General features: G+C 62.2%; 14 protein-coding genes. All 14 read left to right on the forward strand.

Translation table 11 applies throughout. The features are described from left to right. The first annotated feature begins 108 nt into the window (after positions 1 to 108). The 14 genes from thyX to dnaJ all read left to right on the forward strand — a co-directional run bounded on the left by thyX (position 109) and on the right by dnaJ (position 15,569). The gene (gene thyX / locus B0D78_RS10320) at positions 109 to 753 is read left to right on the forward strand and encodes an FAD-dependent thymidylate synthase (RefSeq protein WP_078016879.1); all 645 of its coding nucleotides are present in this window, start codon (positions 109 to 111) and stop codon (positions 751 to 753) included. Continuing rightward, positions 750 to 1,715: a DUF1385 domain-containing protein gene (locus B0D78_RS10325; protein ID WP_078016880.1), complete on the forward strand. Its 966-nt coding sequence runs from the start codon at positions 750 to 752 to the stop codon at positions 1,713 to 1,715. Before thyX ends, B0D78_RS10325 begins: the two co-directional genes overlap by 4 nt. Then, positions 1,716 to 2,792, forward strand: a complete 1,077-nt coding sequence (prfA, locus tag B0D78_RS10330; protein ID WP_078016881.1) for a peptide chain release factor 1 — start codon at positions 1,716 to 1,718, stop codon at positions 2,790 to 2,792. Beyond that, positions 2,782 to 3,642 (forward strand): peptide chain release factor N(5)-glutamine methyltransferase, encoded by an 861-nt coding sequence (gene prmC / locus B0D78_RS10335; RefSeq protein ID WP_078016882.1) that lies wholly within the window; start codon positions 2,782 to 2,784, stop codon positions 3,640 to 3,642. The genes prfA and prmC overlap by 11 nt, the downstream gene beginning before the upstream one ends. Positions 3,643 to 3,736: 94 nt before the next feature. Continuing rightward, complete coding sequence (locus B0D78_RS10340) at positions 3,737 to 4,660, forward strand: NAD(P)/FAD-dependent oxidoreductase (protein WP_078016883.1); 924 nt, start codon at positions 3,737 to 3,739, stop codon at positions 4,658 to 4,660. Between the two features lie 248 nt (positions 4,661 to 4,908). Further along, on the forward strand, positions 4,909 to 6,450 hold the full coding sequence (locus B0D78_RS10345; RefSeq protein ID WP_078016884.1) for an ABC transporter substrate-binding protein: 1,542 nt from the start codon (positions 4,909 to 4,911) through the stop codon (positions 6,448 to 6,450). 256 nt (positions 6,451 to 6,706) lie between these two features. Further along, entirely contained in the window at positions 6,707 to 7,657 is a 951-nt protein-coding gene (locus B0D78_RS10350) for an ABC transporter permease (protein ID WP_078016885.1), read from the forward strand. An 11-nt stretch (positions 7,658 to 7,668) separates the two neighbouring features. After that, positions 7,669 to 8,571 (forward strand): ABC transporter permease, encoded by a 903-nt coding sequence (locus B0D78_RS10355; RefSeq protein ID WP_078016886.1) that lies wholly within the window; start codon positions 7,669 to 7,671, stop codon positions 8,569 to 8,571. Next, complete coding sequence (locus B0D78_RS10360) at positions 8,568 to 9,581, forward strand: ABC transporter ATP-binding protein (RefSeq protein WP_078016887.1); 1,014 nt, start codon at positions 8,568 to 8,570, stop codon at positions 9,579 to 9,581. The genes B0D78_RS10355 and B0D78_RS10360 overlap by 4 nt, the downstream gene beginning before the upstream one ends. An 8-nt stretch (positions 9,582 to 9,589) precedes the next feature. Continuing rightward, complete coding sequence (locus B0D78_RS10365; protein WP_205948307.1) at positions 9,590 to 10,546, forward strand: ABC transporter ATP-binding protein; 957 nt, start codon at positions 9,590 to 9,592, stop codon at positions 10,544 to 10,546. A gap of 321 nt (positions 10,547 to 10,867) precedes the next feature. After that, entirely contained in the window at positions 10,868 to 11,908 is a 1,041-nt protein-coding gene (gene hrcA, locus B0D78_RS10370) for a heat-inducible transcriptional repressor HrcA (protein ID WP_078016889.1), read from the forward strand. Between the two features lies 1 nt (position 11,909). Next, on the forward strand, positions 11,910 to 12,497 hold the full coding sequence (locus tag B0D78_RS10375; protein WP_078016890.1) for a nucleotide exchange factor GrpE: 588 nt from the start codon (positions 11,910 to 11,912) through the stop codon (positions 12,495 to 12,497). Between the two features lie 71 nt (positions 12,498 to 12,568). Beyond that, positions 12,569 to 14,398 (forward strand): molecular chaperone DnaK, encoded by a 1,830-nt coding sequence (gene dnaK, locus B0D78_RS10380; RefSeq protein ID WP_078016891.1) that lies wholly within the window; start codon positions 12,569 to 12,571, stop codon positions 14,396 to 14,398. A gap of 13 nt (positions 14,399 to 14,411) precedes the next feature. Next, positions 14,412 to 15,569 carry a molecular chaperone DnaJ gene (dnaJ, locus tag B0D78_RS10385; RefSeq protein ID WP_078016892.1) on the forward strand — a complete coding sequence of 386 codons (1,158 nt, stop codon included), beginning with the start codon at positions 14,412 to 14,414 and terminating at the stop codon, positions 15,567 to 15,569. Positions 15,570 to 16,015 lie beyond the last annotated feature (446 nt).

Genomic DNA, 16,015 nt, shown 5'->3' on the forward strand with positions numbered 1-16,015 from the left:
CGTTTTTTTTTCAACTGCGTTTTGCGCCCCGCCGGGGCGTTGCCGCATAAATATGCCGGGCGTTCGAGCATCCGTTTCGTGCCCGGCGTTCAAAGGAGGTTTTGAACGATGGAGATCAAAATTATCAACAAGACGCCCGATTTCCTGCGCACGATCTGGACGGCCGGACGCACCTGCCACAGCACCATGGCGCCGCAGGAGCTTTTCGAACTCGACGAGAGCGAGGGCAAAATGCTCAAGCTGGTGAACTTTCTGCTGAAAGCCCGCCATCTCAGCACGCTGGAGCACTGCTCCGTGACCTACGCCGTGGCGGGCGTGTCGCGCACGCTGCTGGCGCAGTACAGCCGCCACCGCATCGGCGTTTCCCTGTCGGTGCAGAGTCAGCGTTACGTCTCCGAAGGCACGGAGAAGCGCGGGCAGACGTTCGAGTACGTCACGCCGCCCACGATCGCCGCCGATCCGGCGAGACTGTCCGCTTACCAGGCCGCCATGGCCGCCGCTCAGAAGGGCTACGACGAACTGGTCGCCGCCGGCGCGCCCATGGAAGACGCGCGCTTCGCGCTGCCCGGCGGCATCTGCACGAACTTCGTCACCACGCTGAACCTGCGTTCGCTGCTCGACATCTACGAAAAGCGCGTGCTCGTCTCCGGCGCGCAGTGGGAAGTGCGCGAGATGGTGCGCCGCATGGCCGAACTGCTGGTGGAGAAGGAACCGTGGCTGGCCGGCGTTTTCGAAGGAGTCTCGCCAAAGTGACCTTTTCCGCGGCGAAAAAATTTTCCGCGGCGCTGACCGCCTCGCTGGCGGCCCTTGCCGCGGAAACGGAGGACGGACGTCCCGCTCCCATGCCCGTGGGCGGGCAAGCCGTCATCGAAGGCGTGCTCATGAAGGGCTACACCCGCTGGGGATTGGCGGTGCGCCGCGCCGACGGCGAGATCGTCACCGAGCACTGGCCCGCCAAAAACTGGAGCAAGACCGGCTGGGGCAAGATCCCCGTCGTCCGCGGTTTTCTCAACATGATCGAGATGCTGCGCGAAGGCTTCAGGGCCTTGTCCAAGTCCGCCAGCCTCTCCCTCGGCGAGGACGACGAGATGACGCCCCGCGACGTGTTTCTGACGGGACTCGTAGCGGCGATTATGGTGATCGGGCTCTTCATCGTGCTGCCGGTTTACGCCGCCGACTGGATCCGCCGCGCCGCCGGATTGTCGGCCTGGAGCGGGCACCTGATCGAAGGCTGCGTGCGCGGAGGGGTGTTCGTCGCCTATCTGGGCATGATCGGCCTGTGGAAGGACATGGCCCGCGTGCTCGCTTACCACGGCGCCGAACACAAGACTATCAACGCCTACGAGTCCTGCCGCCCCATGACGGTGGAGTCCGTGAGCCGCTGCTCGCGCCTGCACCCCCGCTGCGGCACGTCGTTTCTGCTCATCGTCGTGATCGTCAGCATCGTCGTCTTTTCCCTGGCGGGCCCCGGCGGCATCGTCTGGCGCGTCGGCTCGCGCGTCTGCCTGATCCCCGTGGTCGTCGGCGTGTCCTACGAGTTCATCCGCGCCATGTCGCGGCTGGGGCGCGCCGGGCGCTGCGTCATGGCGCCGGCCATGTCGCTCCAGTATCTGACCACGAGAGAGCCGGGGGCCGATCAGGTGGAAGTGGGCATCCGCTCCCTCGAAGAAGCTCTCGATCTGAAATTCGATTCTGACCGCACGGAGGCCGTCTGAATGAACCTGGAACCGAAACTGCGCGAACTGGAAGCGCTTTACGTCGAACTTGAAAGGAAGATGGCCGATCCCGCCGTCGTCTCCGATCTCAAGGAGATGCAGAACCTCGGCAAGAAGCACGCCGAACTGGAAGAAGTCGTCGGCGATTATCGCCGCTACCGTCGGGTCCGGGATGAGATCGCCGAGGCCAGAGAACTGGCCGGCGGCGGCGACCGCGAGCTGGCCGAGCTGGCCAAGATGGAGCTGGAAGAAAAGGAGCCTCTGCTCGCCGAGATCGAGGAGCAGCTGCGCGTCGCCCTGCTGCCCAAGGATCCCAACGACGAGAAAGACGTCATCATGGAGATCCGCGCCGGCACCGGCGGCGACGAAGCCAGCCTGTTCGCCGCCGACCTGTTCCGCATGTACTCGCGCTATGCCGAGCGCGAGGGCTGGAAGCTCGAGATCGTCGACGAGAACGAGACCGACGTCGGCGGCTACAAGGAGATCGTGCTGCAGATCCACGGCCACGGCGTGTACAGCCAGCTCAAGTACGAGAGCGGCGTGCACCGCGTGCAGCGCGTCCCCGCCACCGAAGCGGGCGGACGCATCCATACCTCGTCGGCGACGGTCGTCGTCATGCCCGTCGCCGACGACATCGACATCGAGATCCGTCCCGAAGACCTGAAGATCGACACCTACCGCTCCAGCGGCGCCGGCGGCCAGCACGTCAACATGACCGACTCGGCCGTGCGCATCACGCACCTGCCCACCGGGCTGGTGGTCACCTGCCAGGACGAGCGCTCGCAGATCAAAAACCGCGCCAAGGCTCTGCAGGTGCTCAAGACCCGCCTCTACGACGCCGAAGTGGAGAAGCAGCGCAGCGCCGAATCGGCCGAGCGCAAGGGCATGATCGGCTCCGGCGACCGTTCCGAGCGCATCCGCACCTACAACTATCCGCAGAACCGCGTCACCGACCACCGCATCGGCCTGACGCTTTACAAGCTCGAATACATGATGGACGGCGACCTCTACGAGATGATCAAGGCCCTCGTCATGGCCGAGCAGGCCGCCAGGCTCGAAGCGCTCGATGGCGTATAAGCCCGGCACGCTGGGCGAACTGCGCGCGCTTTTGGCCGCCGAGCTGAAGGAACTCGATTCGCCGCTTCTCGAAGCCGACCTGATCCTCGCTCATTATGCCGGCAAAGGGCGCGCCTGGGTCCACGCTCATCTGCCCGACGCCGCGCCCGCCGCCGTGGCGGAAGCGGCGCTGTCGGCCTGCGACCGGCGCAAGGCGCGCGAGCCGCTGCAATACATTTTGGGCTGCTGCGATTTCGACGGCCTTTCGCTGCTCGTCGAGGCGGGCTGCCTCGTGCCGCGCCCCGAAACGGAGCTGCTGGTGGAATGCGCGGCGGCAAATTTCGACGGCGGCGCGTTCCTCGACTGGGGCACAGGCACCGGCTGCGTGGCGCTGGCGCTGCTGAACCGCTTTCCGAACGCGCGGGCGCTGATGGTGGAAAAGAATCCCGCCAGCCTGAACTGCGCGCGACGCAATCTGGAAAAGTTCGGCTTCTCTCCTCGCGCCCGCCTGATCGCCAGCGAGGCGCCCGAAGACATTCCCGATTGCGAAGTCTCGCTCGTGGTGTCCAATCCCCCCTACGTCCCTTCCGACGAAATCGAGCGTTTGATGCCCGAAGTCTCGCGTTACGAGCCGCGGCTGGCCCTCGACGGCGGTCCCGACGGGCTGGAGCCGTACCGCTGGCTTTTTGAGCTCTGCGGGCGCGTGCTGCGCCCGGGCGGCTTCTTCTGCGTCGAGTACGGCGGCGGCGCGCAGACGGCAGCGCTGCGCGCGCTCGCGCCGAAAGCTTTTCGTGAAACGGTTCTCTTGCGCGATATTGCCGGTTGTGATAGAGTGATCGGGTGGCGTTTTGCCGATGTTTTGCCGCAATGAAACGTTTCTTGACTTTGATATAATCTCGAATATGTTTCTTGTTTACACCCGCTGACGTCAGCGGAAAATCTCCGTGCAGAGAGGAAGATTTTAGATGGAAGAAAGAGATGTTGTCATCATTGGCGGAGGCCCTGCCGGAATGGCTGCGGCCGTTTACTGCCGGCGTGCCGGACTGAAAACGGTCGTGCTGGAGCGGGGCAACTGGGGCGGCGCGATCAACCGCACCGAGGAGATCGAGAACTATCCCGCCATCAAGCACAGCAGCGGCCCCGAGATCGGCAAGATGTTCGTCGAGCACGCCAAGGCTTTCAACGCCGAGATGATCGACTGCACCGTCAACAGCATCAAGGAAGACGGCAAGTTCAAGGTCGTTAGCACCAGCAAGGGCGATTACAAGGCCAAGGTCGTCATCGTGGCGACCGGCGCCGAGTTCCGCAAGCTGGGCTGCCCCGGCGAAGCCGAATACACCGGCAAAGGCGTGAGCTACTGCGCGACCTGCGACGCCGCCTTCACCGAAGGCGTCGACGTGGCCGTGGTCGGCGGCGGCAACACCGCCGTCGAAGAGGGCTGCTACCTGACTCAGTTCGCCAATAAAGTCTACATCATCCATCGCCGCGACCAGTTCCGCGCCGACGAGATGGCCGTCGAGCGCATGCTCAAGAATCCCAAAGTCCAGCCCGTCTACAGCTCGGTCGTCGAGTCGATCGAGGGCGACGGCGACTTCGTGCAGAAGGTCGTGCTCAAGAACGTCAAGACCGGCGAGATCAGCGACCTGCCCGTCGAGTTCGTGTTCATGTTCGTCGGCACCGAGCCCAACAACGAGCTCGTCAAGGATCTCGTCAAGTGCACCGAAAAGGGCGGCTGGGTCGTGGCCAACAGCAACATGGAAACCAGCGTCCCCGGCATCCTCGTCGCCGGCGACGTGCGCGACACGCCCCTGCGCCAGGTCATCACCGCCGCCGCCGACGGCGCCGAAGCCGGCATGTCCGCCTACAAGTACATCGCCGAGAACTTCTAGCTTTTGCGATCCGGACGAAAAAATTCTGCGAACCGTTTTTGCGGTTCGCAGAATTTTTTTTATCCGCCCCCGCGCCATGCGAAAAAAGCCGGCCGTATGTGCAAAAAGGAGCGGAGAAATATTTTAGACTGGGATATTTTCAGAGGGAAGGAAAGCTGTAATTTGTGATATACTCGTTTAGAATAATATTTATTATTGATCCCGAAAGAATGATTTCGGGAATTTTACGGAAAAAGGATGGTCCAGTGATGAAAAAGGCATACGGCATTTTGGCTTTGGCGGCGCTGTTGTGCGGCGCGTTTGTTCTGCCGGGCGGAGCGTTGGCGACGGAATATCGCGAGGAAATGAACATCGCGATCACGGCGAATCCGCCGTCGTTGGAACCGCACAGCGTGAACTCCAATATCGTCGGCGCCATCGGTTCGCATATCTACGAGCCGCTGTTCGCCATGAACGCGCGCCACGAACCGACGGCGGTGCTGGCCGAGTCCTACGGCGTCAGTGCCGACGGCAAGGTTTATACGATCAAATTGCGCCGCGGCGTGAAGTTCCACAACGGTCAGGAGATGAAGGCCGAAGACGTGGCGGCGTCGATGACGCACTGGCTCGGCGCTTCCGGCAAAGCCAAGGCGCTTCTGGGCGGGACGGTTTTCGCGGCCGACGGCGATTACACGGTGACGATGACGATGCCCGAGGCTTACGGCGACGCGCTCTCGGTGCTGGCCGCCCCTGTTCAGTTCGCGGCCGTCTATCCCCGCGCCCTGGCCGAAGAAGCTGCCGCGGGCAAGGGGCTTTCTACCTGCGTGGGCACCGGCCCGTATCGGCTGAAGGAGTGGAAGCAGGATCAGTACGTGCTGCTCGAACGCTATGACAGTTACCGGCAGCCGGCCGGCGAGCCGTCGGGTTTTGCCGGCAGAAAGGGCGCTTTGACGGAGAGGCTTTGTTTCCGCGTGGTGGTCGATCCGGCAACGCGCGTTGCCGGGCTGCAGACTGGGCAGTTCGACGTGGTGGAGGACTTCCCTGCGGATCGCTATGCCGAAGTGGCCGGCGACAAGTCCATGGTGCTCCGCGCGAAGACGTCCGGCACGCTGAACATGTTCCTCAACACGACCAAGGGGATCATGGCGAACCGGAAGATGCGTCAGGCCATTCTGGCGGCGATGAACTGCAGCGACGTCATGCTGGCCAGCTACGGCGAACCCGATCTGTACATTCTCGACCCCGGCTGGTGCAATCCCGACGACGCTCTGTGGGGCAGCGATGCTGGCAGGGAGTACTACAATCAGAACAATCCCGAAAAGGCGAAAAAACTTCTGGCGGAGGCCGGGTACGAGAATGAAAAGATCGTGCTGGTGACGACGGCCGACTACGCGGAGATGTACAACGCAACGCTGGCAGCGCACGACCAGCTGCGGAAGGTGGGCATCAATGCCGAGGTGCAAAGCTACGACTTCGCCACGTTCATGGAGCGTCGGTCTGATCCCGACAAATTCAGCCTTTTCATTACGAGCAACGGTTACAACATGACGCCAGTACAGCTGGCGGTGCTGATGAAGAACTGGGCTGGGCTCGATGTCCCCGAGATCCCCGAGGGGATCGCCGCGATCCGCCGCGCCGCTTCTCCTGAAGAGGCTTCGAAAGCCTGGGCGGAATTGCAGCGTTTTCTCTATGAATATGGCGCGGCCATCGTCTTCGGTCATTACAGCGACGTGTTCGGCGAGAGCGCGCGCACGGAAGGCGTGGATCTGCAGCGATTTGCGCTGTACTGGAACGCGCGCGTCGCGAAATAGCGGCGCGGATAATCGAAGGTTTTTACGAGCGGCGGGAAATTTCTCGCCGCTTTTTTCGTGGAGGGGTGGCGTATTTTTTTGATATTGATTTTCGATGAAAAAGAATTATTGAAAATGCCGCGCCGGCGACCGTGCCGCAAAGAACGTACGTCACGCGATCTCACGCAGTTTTCGACGCGCCGCCGGCGCCCTGAGAAGGCCGGAGAAACCGCGCTTTTTTAACGAAGACTTGGTAAGAGAAGGGAGCGACAAGGGGATGCCTTCCTATATATGCAGGCGGATCTGGGCGTTGATCCCAACGCTTTTTGTCGTGTCGGCGGCGGTGTTCCTCGTGGTTTACCTGATTCCCGGCGGCCCGGCGACGGCTCTGTTGGGGCTGGAGGCCGAGCCTTCGGCGGTTGCCGCCCTGAATGCGGAGCTCGGCTTTGACCGTCCGTTTCTGACGCAGTATGCCGACTGGCTTGTGCGGGCGCTGCGAGGTGACTGGGGGCAGTCTTTCTTTCTGCGCATGCCGGTCCTGTCGGCGTTGCGCGAATATTTCGGGGCGACTCTGAGCCTTGCCGTCCTGGCGCAGTGCGTCGCGCTGCTGATCGCGCTGCCGCTGGGCATCGCCGCGGCGTATCGGCGCGGTACGTTCTTCGACGCGGCAACGGTGTCGGCGTCGTTGCTGGGGACGGCGGTGCCGGGGTTCCTGCTGAGTTTTTTCCTGATGCTGTTTTTCGGGCTGTCGCTGCGCTGGCTGCCGGTGGCGGGGTATGCGCCGCTCAGCCGGGGGCTCGCGGAGCATTTGCGTTATTTGCTGCTGCCGGCGCTTTCGCTGGGAATGGTGCAAGCGGCTTACATCACGCGCATGTCGCGTTCGGCGCTACTTGACGTGCTGCACAGCGGCTACATTCGCACGGCGCGCGCCAAAGGGCTGAGCGAAACGGCGGTACTGCTGGTTTATGGGCTGAAAAACGCCGCCCCTACAGTGCTGACCGTGGCTGGGCAGTCTTTCGGCAGTCTGCTGACGGGCACGATCGTCACCGAGACGATATTCGGCATTCCCGGGCTGGGGATGCTGACGATGGGGGCGATCAGCCGGCGCGATGTCTTTGTGATTCAAGGCGTGACGCTTTTTGTCGCGTTGATTTACGTGCTTGTCAATCTGGCGGTGGATCTGCTGTGTGCGTTTGTGGATCCTCGGATTCAATTGGGACGACGATAGGGGGGCTTGCCGTGTTTTGGAGCGGACGAAGGATTTCTTTTCGCGGCGGCGATGCGATTCTGGCGGAAGCGCGGCGGCGGGAGCGGGAACGTTTGTTCGCCAACACGGCGCTGCTTGCCGGGATTTGCGGTTGCGCCGCGGTGCTGCTGACGGCTTTTCTCGTTCCGGAGCTGTGCGCTCTCGATCCCAATGTCATGGCGGTAACGGAGCGGCTTCAGCCGCCTTCGGTGCGTCACCTTTTCGGAACGGACCGCTTCGGGCGCGATCTCTTCATTCGCGTTGTCTACGGCGCGCGGGTGTCGCTGAGCGTGGGGGCTTGGGTCGCGTTTTTTTCGGGGCTCTGCGGTGCGGCGCTGGGGCTCTGCGCCAGTTATTTCAGGGCGCTCGACGGAGTGCTGATGCGCCTTTGCGATGGTTTGACGGCTATCCCGGGGGTTCTGCTGGCCATCGCTTTGATGGCGGCGCTGGGAACGGGAAGCTGGAACGTGGCGCTCGCCTTGACGGCGGTTTACACGCCGGGCGTGGCGCGGGTGGTGCGCAGCCGTGCGCTTGTTGTGAAGCAGCAGCTTTATGTCGAGGCGGCGAAGGTGCAGGGGGCCGGCAGCGCGGCAATTCTCTGGAGGCTGATCCTGCCTGGGGTTGTTTCGCCGCTTGCCGTGCAGTTGTCGTTTATTTTCGCGCAGGCGATCATCGACGAAGCTTCGCTGAGTTTTCTCGGCGCGGGAATTCCGGCGCCGGCGGCGAGTTGGGGCAATATTCTTCAGGAAAGTCGTCAGGTGCTTCAGCGCGCGCCATGGACGATCGTCTTTCCAAGCGCCGCCGCCGTGTTCTGCGTGCTCAGTCTGAATCTTTTGGGCGACGGGCTGCGTGATTATCTTGATCCGCTCACGGAAAGCCGAGTGAGGAAAAAATGACGGCGAAACGATGGAAGGCGCGCGAACCTTTTCTGCAGATTCGCGGCCTGAAAGTAAAATTTCCTGAACGGGGTCGCGAACTTGTCGCCGTGGACGGCGTGGATCTGTCCATCGCGCGCGGAGAGATCGCCGGCGTGGCGGGCGAATCGGGCTCGGGCAAGAGCGTGATGTCGCAGTCGATCCTGCGGCTGGGCGCTTACGACTCGACGCAAAGCTGCGAAGGGGAGATCCTTTTCGCGGGACAGGATCTTCTCAGGCTGCCGGAGGCTGAAATGCGTCGTCTGCGCGGCAGCCGCATCGCCGTGATCTTTCAGGATCCGATGACGTCGCTGAGTCCCGTACATACGGTGGCCCGTCAGATGACGGAGGTGCTGACGTTGCACCGGGGCTGTTTGAAAATCGAGGCCCGCCGCCGCTGTGCCGAGCTTCTGGCGCGGACAGGCATCGCCGCGCCGGAGGCGTGCCTGCGCAAGTATCCTTTCGAACTTTCCGGCGGCATGCAGCAGCGTGTGATGATCGCCATGGCACTGTGCTGCGAGCCCGAGCTGCTCATCGCCGACGAGCCGACGACGGCTCTTGACGCGACGGTGCAGCAGCAGATTCTCGAGCTTTTGGCAGGCCTGAACCGCGAGCTGGGCATGTCGATGCTCTTTATTTCCCACAATCTGGGAGCGATCGCGCAGCTTTGTCACAGCGTGCACGTCATGTACCTCGGCCAGATTCTCGAAGAAGCCCCCGCCGCAGAGCTCTTTTCGCGCCCGCTCAATCCCTACACGCGCGGGCTCCTGCAGTGCGCACCCCATCTTGACTCGCGGCGCGGCGGCCCCCTGCCGACGATTGCCGGCACCGTGCCTTCCCCGTACCGAGCGCCAGCTGGCTGCCGTTTCTGCACGCGCTGTCCGGAGGCGGACGAGCGCTGCCGCAGCGCCGAACCTCCCATGCTCGAACCGGCGCCGGGGCACCGAGTGAAGTGCTGGAAGTACGCTGTCTCGGAAAGGAACTGCCTATGAACGCCGTCGTGCAGATCAGAAATCTGCGGAAGTCGTATCCGATTTACGGACTCTGGGGCAAATTCCTGCCGCCGCGCGGCTGGCAGAAAGCGCTGGCCGACGTCTCGCTTGATCTGGAGCGCAGCGAGACCTACGGCCTTGTGGGAGAGTCGGGCTGCGGCAAGAGCACGCTGGCGCGCTCGATTTTGGGATTGGTTAAACCCGACGGCGGCGAAGTCCTTTACGAGGGCAGGGAACTGACGCGGCTTTCCGACCGCCAGTTCCGACCGCTGCGGCGCGATCTGCAAATGGTTTTTCAAGACACTCTCTCGTCGCTGAATCCCCGCAAGCGCGTTGGCGAACTGCTCGAAGAGCCGCTGCTTGCGCAGCGTATGGGAAACCGGTCGCAGCGCTGCGAAAAGATCGTTGCGGCGATGCGGGGCGTCGGCCTTTCGGAGGAATATTACTTTCGCTGGCCGCACGAGCTTTCCGGCGGCCAGCTGCAGCGGTTGGGCATCGCCCGCGCGCTGATCGTCGAACCTCGCGTCGTGGTGTGCGACGAACCCGTCTCGGCGTTGGACGTTTCCATTCAGGCGCAGGTGCTGAACACGCTGCTGGAACTTCAGCGGCGCATGAAGCTGACCATGCTGTTCATCTCGCACGACATCGGCGTAGTGCGCGTCATGTCTCACCGCATCGGCGTCATGTACGTGGGAACGCTGGTGGAGGAAGCGGCGACGGACGAACTCTTTGCCCGTCCTTTGCATCCCTACACACGCGCGCTTTTCGACTCGGTCCCCGATTACAAGGGAACGGGGCGTTCCCGGCCGGCGCTGCGCGGCGAGCCGCCGCTACACGACGACGCGTTCCGCGGCTGCGTTTTTCACACGCGTTGTCCTCTGGCCCAAAAACGCTGCTTTGCGGAAACGCCGCCGCTGCGCCGCCTCGAAAGCGGGCGGCGCGTCGCCTGCCATCTGGCGGAATGAGCCTCCGCGCCCACATAACGAAAAATCGCCGCCGCGCCGCAGAAGAATCCGCGCGAGGCGGGGCGAAAAGCTTGATGATTCCGGGATCATCAAGCTTTTTTCATGGAAAACATCCCGCGCGGATCGCGTTCCATGGAAAGAACGTTCAGGGTATTTCGAGCCCTGCGACCGTGTGTGTTTTGATCATTTGTTTGAACAAATAAAAAATATGTCTGACCAGACTTGACATTAAATCTACTTCCTGCTATTCTCTCATGCGTAATAGATGCGTTAGCACTCCTTTTAATTGAGTGCTAATAACATGGAAGGAGGTGCGAGGCCGTGCTTACAGAACGGCAGCTCGAGATAGTTTTCGCCGTGGTGTACGAGTACATCAAGACCGGCGAACCGGTGGGATCGCGCACGATTTCGCGCAAGTTCCTCAAGAGCCACAGCGCGGCGACGATCCGCAACGAAATGTCCGATCTCGAGGAGATGGGCTATTTCACTCAGCCCCACTCGTCGGCGGGACGCCTTCCCACTTCCATGGCCTACCGGGTCTACGTCAATTCGATCCTGCACCGGCCTTCGTCGCCCCCGCCGGAAATCAGCCGTTGGGTGCATCAGGTCGCGGATCAGCTGCAGAGTCTGGACGAGCGTCTGGCCGAAGCGGCCCGCTTTTTGGGACGCTTCACGCGCTGTTTCAGCGTCGCCGCCGTTTCCGCGCTCGAAGGGCTGAAGCTGCGCAAGGCCGATTTCATCCGGCTGGCGCCGGAGATCCTGTTGATCCTGCTGGTGGTGGAAAACGGCGCGGTGCATCACAGCCGCGTGCGCGTTTCCCCCGACGTGACGCAGGAGCAGCTGGAGCAGTTGGCCGCGGTGATCGATCACGCCGCGGGCGGAGTGCCGTGGAACAGCGCGCGCGGCGAGCTGCTCGAGTATCTTTCGAGAGCGATGGCCGAACGCTGGCAGGACGTCGAAGATATCTTTATCGCCATCGACGAGATGATGAGCGGCGACGGCCTGACCCTTTCCACCGGCGGCATGCGCGAAGTTTTCATCTCCGACGGCGGAGAGGCGTCCGACGAGCGGCGCGGCCGCATCCAGGCCATCTCTTCGCTGATGGACACGCGCGAGGATCTGGAAGACTTCATTTCCGATTACGCCGCTTCCGAGGGGCTGAAAGTGACCATCGGCGACGAGAACGAGCGCCCTGCCATGCAGAACTGTTCGGTCATGATGTCCACCGCCACCGGCGGCGGGCGCAGGGCCGTGGTGGGGTTGGTGGGACCGCTGCGCATGAATTACGAGAACTCGATCGCGGTGCTGGAGGCCGTCCTGAACGGACTGAACCGTCCCGTGACCGAGAAGGAGGAGCCATGATATGGAAGACGATTTGAAAAAAACGACGGCGGAGAACCCCGCAGCGGAAGAGCGCCCCGAGAACCAGAGCGCGCCCGAGGCGGAAACGTCCGCGGACGAGACGCAGCGGAAAATCGACGAGCTGACGGCGCAGTATCAGCAGATGCGCGAACTCGCCGCCCGCGCGCAGGCCGACGGCATCAACTACCGCAACTGGGCCGAACGCGAGATGAAGCGGCTCAAGGCCTACGGCAGCGAGCGCGCCATTCTCGCCATGCTGCCCGTGTTCGACAACCTCGAACGCGCCCTCGATTCGGCCGAGGCCGATCCCGCCTCGATCAAAGAAGGCGTGCGCATGGTCCGGCAGCAGTTCGCCGACGCGCTCAAAGATCTTGGCGTGACGGAGCTGGATCCCGCGGGCAAACCGTTTTCCCCCGCGGAGCACGACGCCATGGGCATGGTTCCCGTAAGCGACAGATCTCAGGACGGGCTCGTCCACACGGTCGTGCGCAAGGGCTTTCAGATGGCCGAGAAGGTCATCCGTCCGGCGCTGGTCATGGTCGGCCGTTACGCCGAAAACGAGCCGGAAGGGAACGGGGAACCGCAGTAACAGGGTAATAAGCGGGAAAGACCGCAGCGATATATAAAAACGGAACAAAATTTTTCATGAGGTGATTCATTATGAGCAAAGTCGTAGGTATCGATCTTGGCACCACCAACAGCTGCATCGCCGTGATGGAAGGCGAGAACGTCACGATCATCCCCAACAGCGAAGGCGCGCGCACCACGCCCTCCGTCGTGGCGTTCACCAAGGAAGGCGAGCGCCTCGTCGGGCAGCTTGCCAAACGTCAGGCGATCGTCAACGCCGACAACACCATCATGTCCATCAAGCGCCACATGGGCAGCGATTACACCGTCACCATCGAGGGCAAGAAGTACACGCCCCAGGAGATCAGCGCCATGATCCTGCAGAAGATGAAGCACGACGCCGAGGATTACCTCGGCACCGAAGTGAAGAAGGCCGTCATCACCGTGCCCGCGTACTTCACCGACGCCCAGCGCCAGGCCACCAAGGACGCCGGCGCCATCGCCGGGCTGGACGTGCTGCGCATCATCAACGAGCCCACGGCCGCGGCGCTGGCTTACGGCGAGAACAAGAGCGGCGACCATAAGATCCTCGTCTTCGATCTCGGCGGCGGCACCTTCGACGTTTCGCTGCTCGACGTCGGCGACGGCGTGTTCGAAGTCCTCGCCACGCGCGGCGACAACCATCTGGGCGGCGACGACTGGGACATGAAGATCGTGCAGTGGATGGTCGCCGAGTTCAAGAAAGATCAGGGCATCGACCTGTCCGCCGACAAAATGGCCATGCAGCGCCTGCGCGAGGCCGCCGAAAAAGCCAAGATCGAGCTGTCGTCGATGATGGAGACCACGATCTCGCTGCCGTTCATCACCGCCGACGCTACCGGCCCCAAGCACCTGGAGATGAAACTCAGCCGCGCCAAATTCGAGGACCTTGCCGCCGATCTGCTCCAGCGCGTCGTCGCTCCCGTCAAGAACGCCCTTTCCGACTCCGGCCTGAACGCCTCGCAGATCGACAAGATCCTGCTCGTCGGCGGCTCGTCCCGTATGCCCGCCGTGCAGGCCAAGGTCAAAGAGCTGCTCGGCAAGGAACCCACCAAGGGCATCAACCCCGACGAATGCGTCGCTTCCGGCGCGGCCATCCAGGGCGCGATCATGAGCGGCGACACCGACAAGAACATCGTCCTCGTCGACGTCGCGCCCCTGTCGCTGGGCATCGAGACCCTCGGCGGCGTGTGCACCCGCATCATCGAGCGCAACACGGCCATCCCCGTGTCCAAGAGCCAGGTCTTCTCGACCGCGGCCGACAATCAGCCCTCCGTCGAGATCAAAGTCCTTCAGGGCGAGCGTTCCATGGCTGCCGACAACGTGCTGCTCGGCACCTTCTCGCTCGACGGCATCGCCCCCGCGCCCCGCGGCATCCCGCAGATCGAAGTGACCTTCAACATCGACGTCAACGGCATCCTCAACGTCTCCGCAAAGGACAAGGGCACCGGCAAGGAGCAGAAGATCACCATCCAGTCTTCCAGCCTCACCAAGGACCAGATCGAGAAGATGAAAGCCGAGGCCGAGGCGCACGAAGCCGAAGACACCAAGAAGAAAGAGCTGATCGAAGCCAAGAACATGGCCGATTCGATCATCTACCAGTCCGAAAAGACCCTCAAGGACCTCGGCGACAAAGTCACGCCCGAGGAGAAGGGGGCCGTCAACGCCAAGATCGACGAGCTGAAAAAGGCCAAGGACGGCGCCGATCCCGAAGCCATCAAGAAAGCCGTCGAGGCGCTGAACACCGCCATGCAGCCCATCGGCGTGCGCCTCTATCAGCAGAACGCCCAGCAGAACCCCGGCGGCGCGGATAAAAACGAAGCCGGCGGCAACAACGACACCAAGAAAGACGGCGACACGGTCGACGCTGAATTCAGCGAATAATCGGGCGTAGGCAATGGCTGGAACGCATCGGGACTACTACGAAGTTCTTGGCGTCGCCCACGACGCGACGGCGGACGAGATCAAGCGCGCCTTTCGCCTGAAAGTCCGCGACTGCCACCCCGACACTCATCCTGACGATCCCGAAGCGGAACAGAAATACAAGGAGATCAACGAGGCTTTTTCCGTCCTCGGCAATCAGGAAAAACGACAGCGTTACGACCGCTTCGGCACCGCCGACGACGCCGGCAATCCCTTTGCCGGCGCCGGCCCCGAGGACATCTTCGGCGACCTTTTCGGCAGCATGTTCGGCGGCTTCGGCGGTCCCCGTTCGCGCCCCAACGCCCCTGCCCGCGGCAGCGACCTGCAGATGGTCCTTTCCATCACCCTCGAAGAGGCGGCGACCGGCGTGGCGAAGAAAGTCGCCATTCCCCGCTGGGAACCTTGCGACCATTGCCACGGCAGCGGCTCCGAGCCGGGGCATGAACCGCGGGAATGTCCCACCTGTCACGGCGCCGGCGAGGTCCGTACCCGCGTGCGCACCCTCTTCGGCGACACGCTCAGCGTCAGCACCTGCCCCACCTGCGGCGGCCGCGGCACCGTGGTGGAAAAAGCCTGCACCGAGTGCGGCGGCGAAGGCCGCATCCACCGCCGCCGCGAGCAGGAGATCAAGATCCAGCCCGGCGTCGACACCGGCACGCGCCTGCGCGTTCCCGGCGCCGGCGAACTGGGCGCCAACGGCGGCCCTCCCGGCGACCTGTACATCGTCATGCAGGTCAAGGACCATCCGCTGTTCCAGCGCGACGGCAACGACCTGCACCGCACCGTCTCCATCCCCTTCCCGCTCGCCGTCATGGGCGGCCCGTCGACCGTCGGCACCCTGATCGACGGCGACGTTCCCTTCGACATCCCCGAGGGGACCGCCCCCGGCCAGACCATCCGCGTCAAAGGCAAGGGCATGCCCCGCCTGCGCGGCTCCAGCCGCGGCGACCTGTACCTGCACGTCACCGTCGACGTCCCCAAAGGCAGCGTTCTCTCCGAGCGCGCCGCCGAGCTGGTAAAACAGCTCGCCGAAGAAATGGACGTCGCTACCGGCGAAAAGGAAGGCCTGTTCGACAAACTCTTCGGCAACAAGAAAACCGCCGCCAAAAAGAAAAGCGCGAAAAAGAAATAAACGGACGGTATGGATCCCGAGGCAGTTTCATTCTGTTTCAGGATCCTTTTTTTGTGGGTAAATTTTCAGAGTAAATGCAACCTCGTCAAAGTAAATGCGACGGGGTTGCATTTACTTTGACAGGACAAAAGCAGCAAGCAGTCATTACGAACACATAATAACGATCAAGATTGCGCTAACGGAACAAATTCAAGGGGATGAAAAGCTGTTACGAGGAAATTGTCCGAAAAAAGTGCATACAAAAGTGATCCTCAACTGAAAGCAAAATTTTCAGTTCAGAGTTAATGCAATCAAGAAATTAAAAAGGAGCCGTTATTTACCGGCGAGAAGAGTCCGCTTTAAACAGATATCCTGTGGCGGAATAAGTTCGAGTCCGAGTAAATGCAATACATCCTCGCCATACAGGTTGATAAAGATCTCTGCAGGAGATTTTCCGTTAAATTTTT

The organism is Pyramidobacter sp. C12-8, from assembly GCF_002007215.1.
GTDB lineage: Bacteria > Synergistota > Synergistia > Synergistales > Dethiosulfovibrionaceae > Pyramidobacter.

Bases quoted from the DNA above. Each gene is read 5' to 3' on its own strand.
- thyX (WP_078016879.1), top strand. From the start codon at position 109: ATGGAGATCAAAATTATCAACAAGACGCCCGATTTCCTGCGCACGATC.
- prfA (WP_078016881.1), top strand. From the start codon at position 1,716: ATGAACCTGGAACCGAAACTGCGCGAACTGGAAGCGCTTTACGTCGAA.
- prmC (WP_078016882.1), top strand. From the start codon at position 2,782: ATGGCGTATAAGCCCGGCACGCTGGGCGAACTGCGCGCGCTTTTGGCC.
- B0D78_RS10340 (WP_078016883.1), top strand. From the start codon at position 3,737: ATGGAAGAAAGAGATGTTGTCATCATTGGCGGAGGCCCTGCCGGAATG.
- B0D78_RS10345 (WP_078016884.1), top strand. From the start codon at position 4,909: ATGAAAAAGGCATACGGCATTTTGGCTTTGGCGGCGCTGTTGTGCGGC.
- B0D78_RS10350 (WP_078016885.1), top strand. From the start codon at position 6,707: ATGCCTTCCTATATATGCAGGCGGATCTGGGCGTTGATCCCAACGCTT.
- B0D78_RS10360 (WP_078016887.1), top strand. From the start codon at position 8,568: ATGACGGCGAAACGATGGAAGGCGCGCGAACCTTTTCTGCAGATTCGC.
- B0D78_RS10375 (WP_078016890.1), top strand. From the start codon at position 11,910: ATGGAAGACGATTTGAAAAAAACGACGGCGGAGAACCCCGCAGCGGAA.
- dnaK (WP_078016891.1), top strand. From the start codon at position 12,569: ATGAGCAAAGTCGTAGGTATCGATCTTGGCACCACCAACAGCTGCATC.
- dnaJ (WP_078016892.1), top strand. From the start codon at position 14,412: ATGGCTGGAACGCATCGGGACTACTACGAAGTTCTTGGCGTCGCCCAC.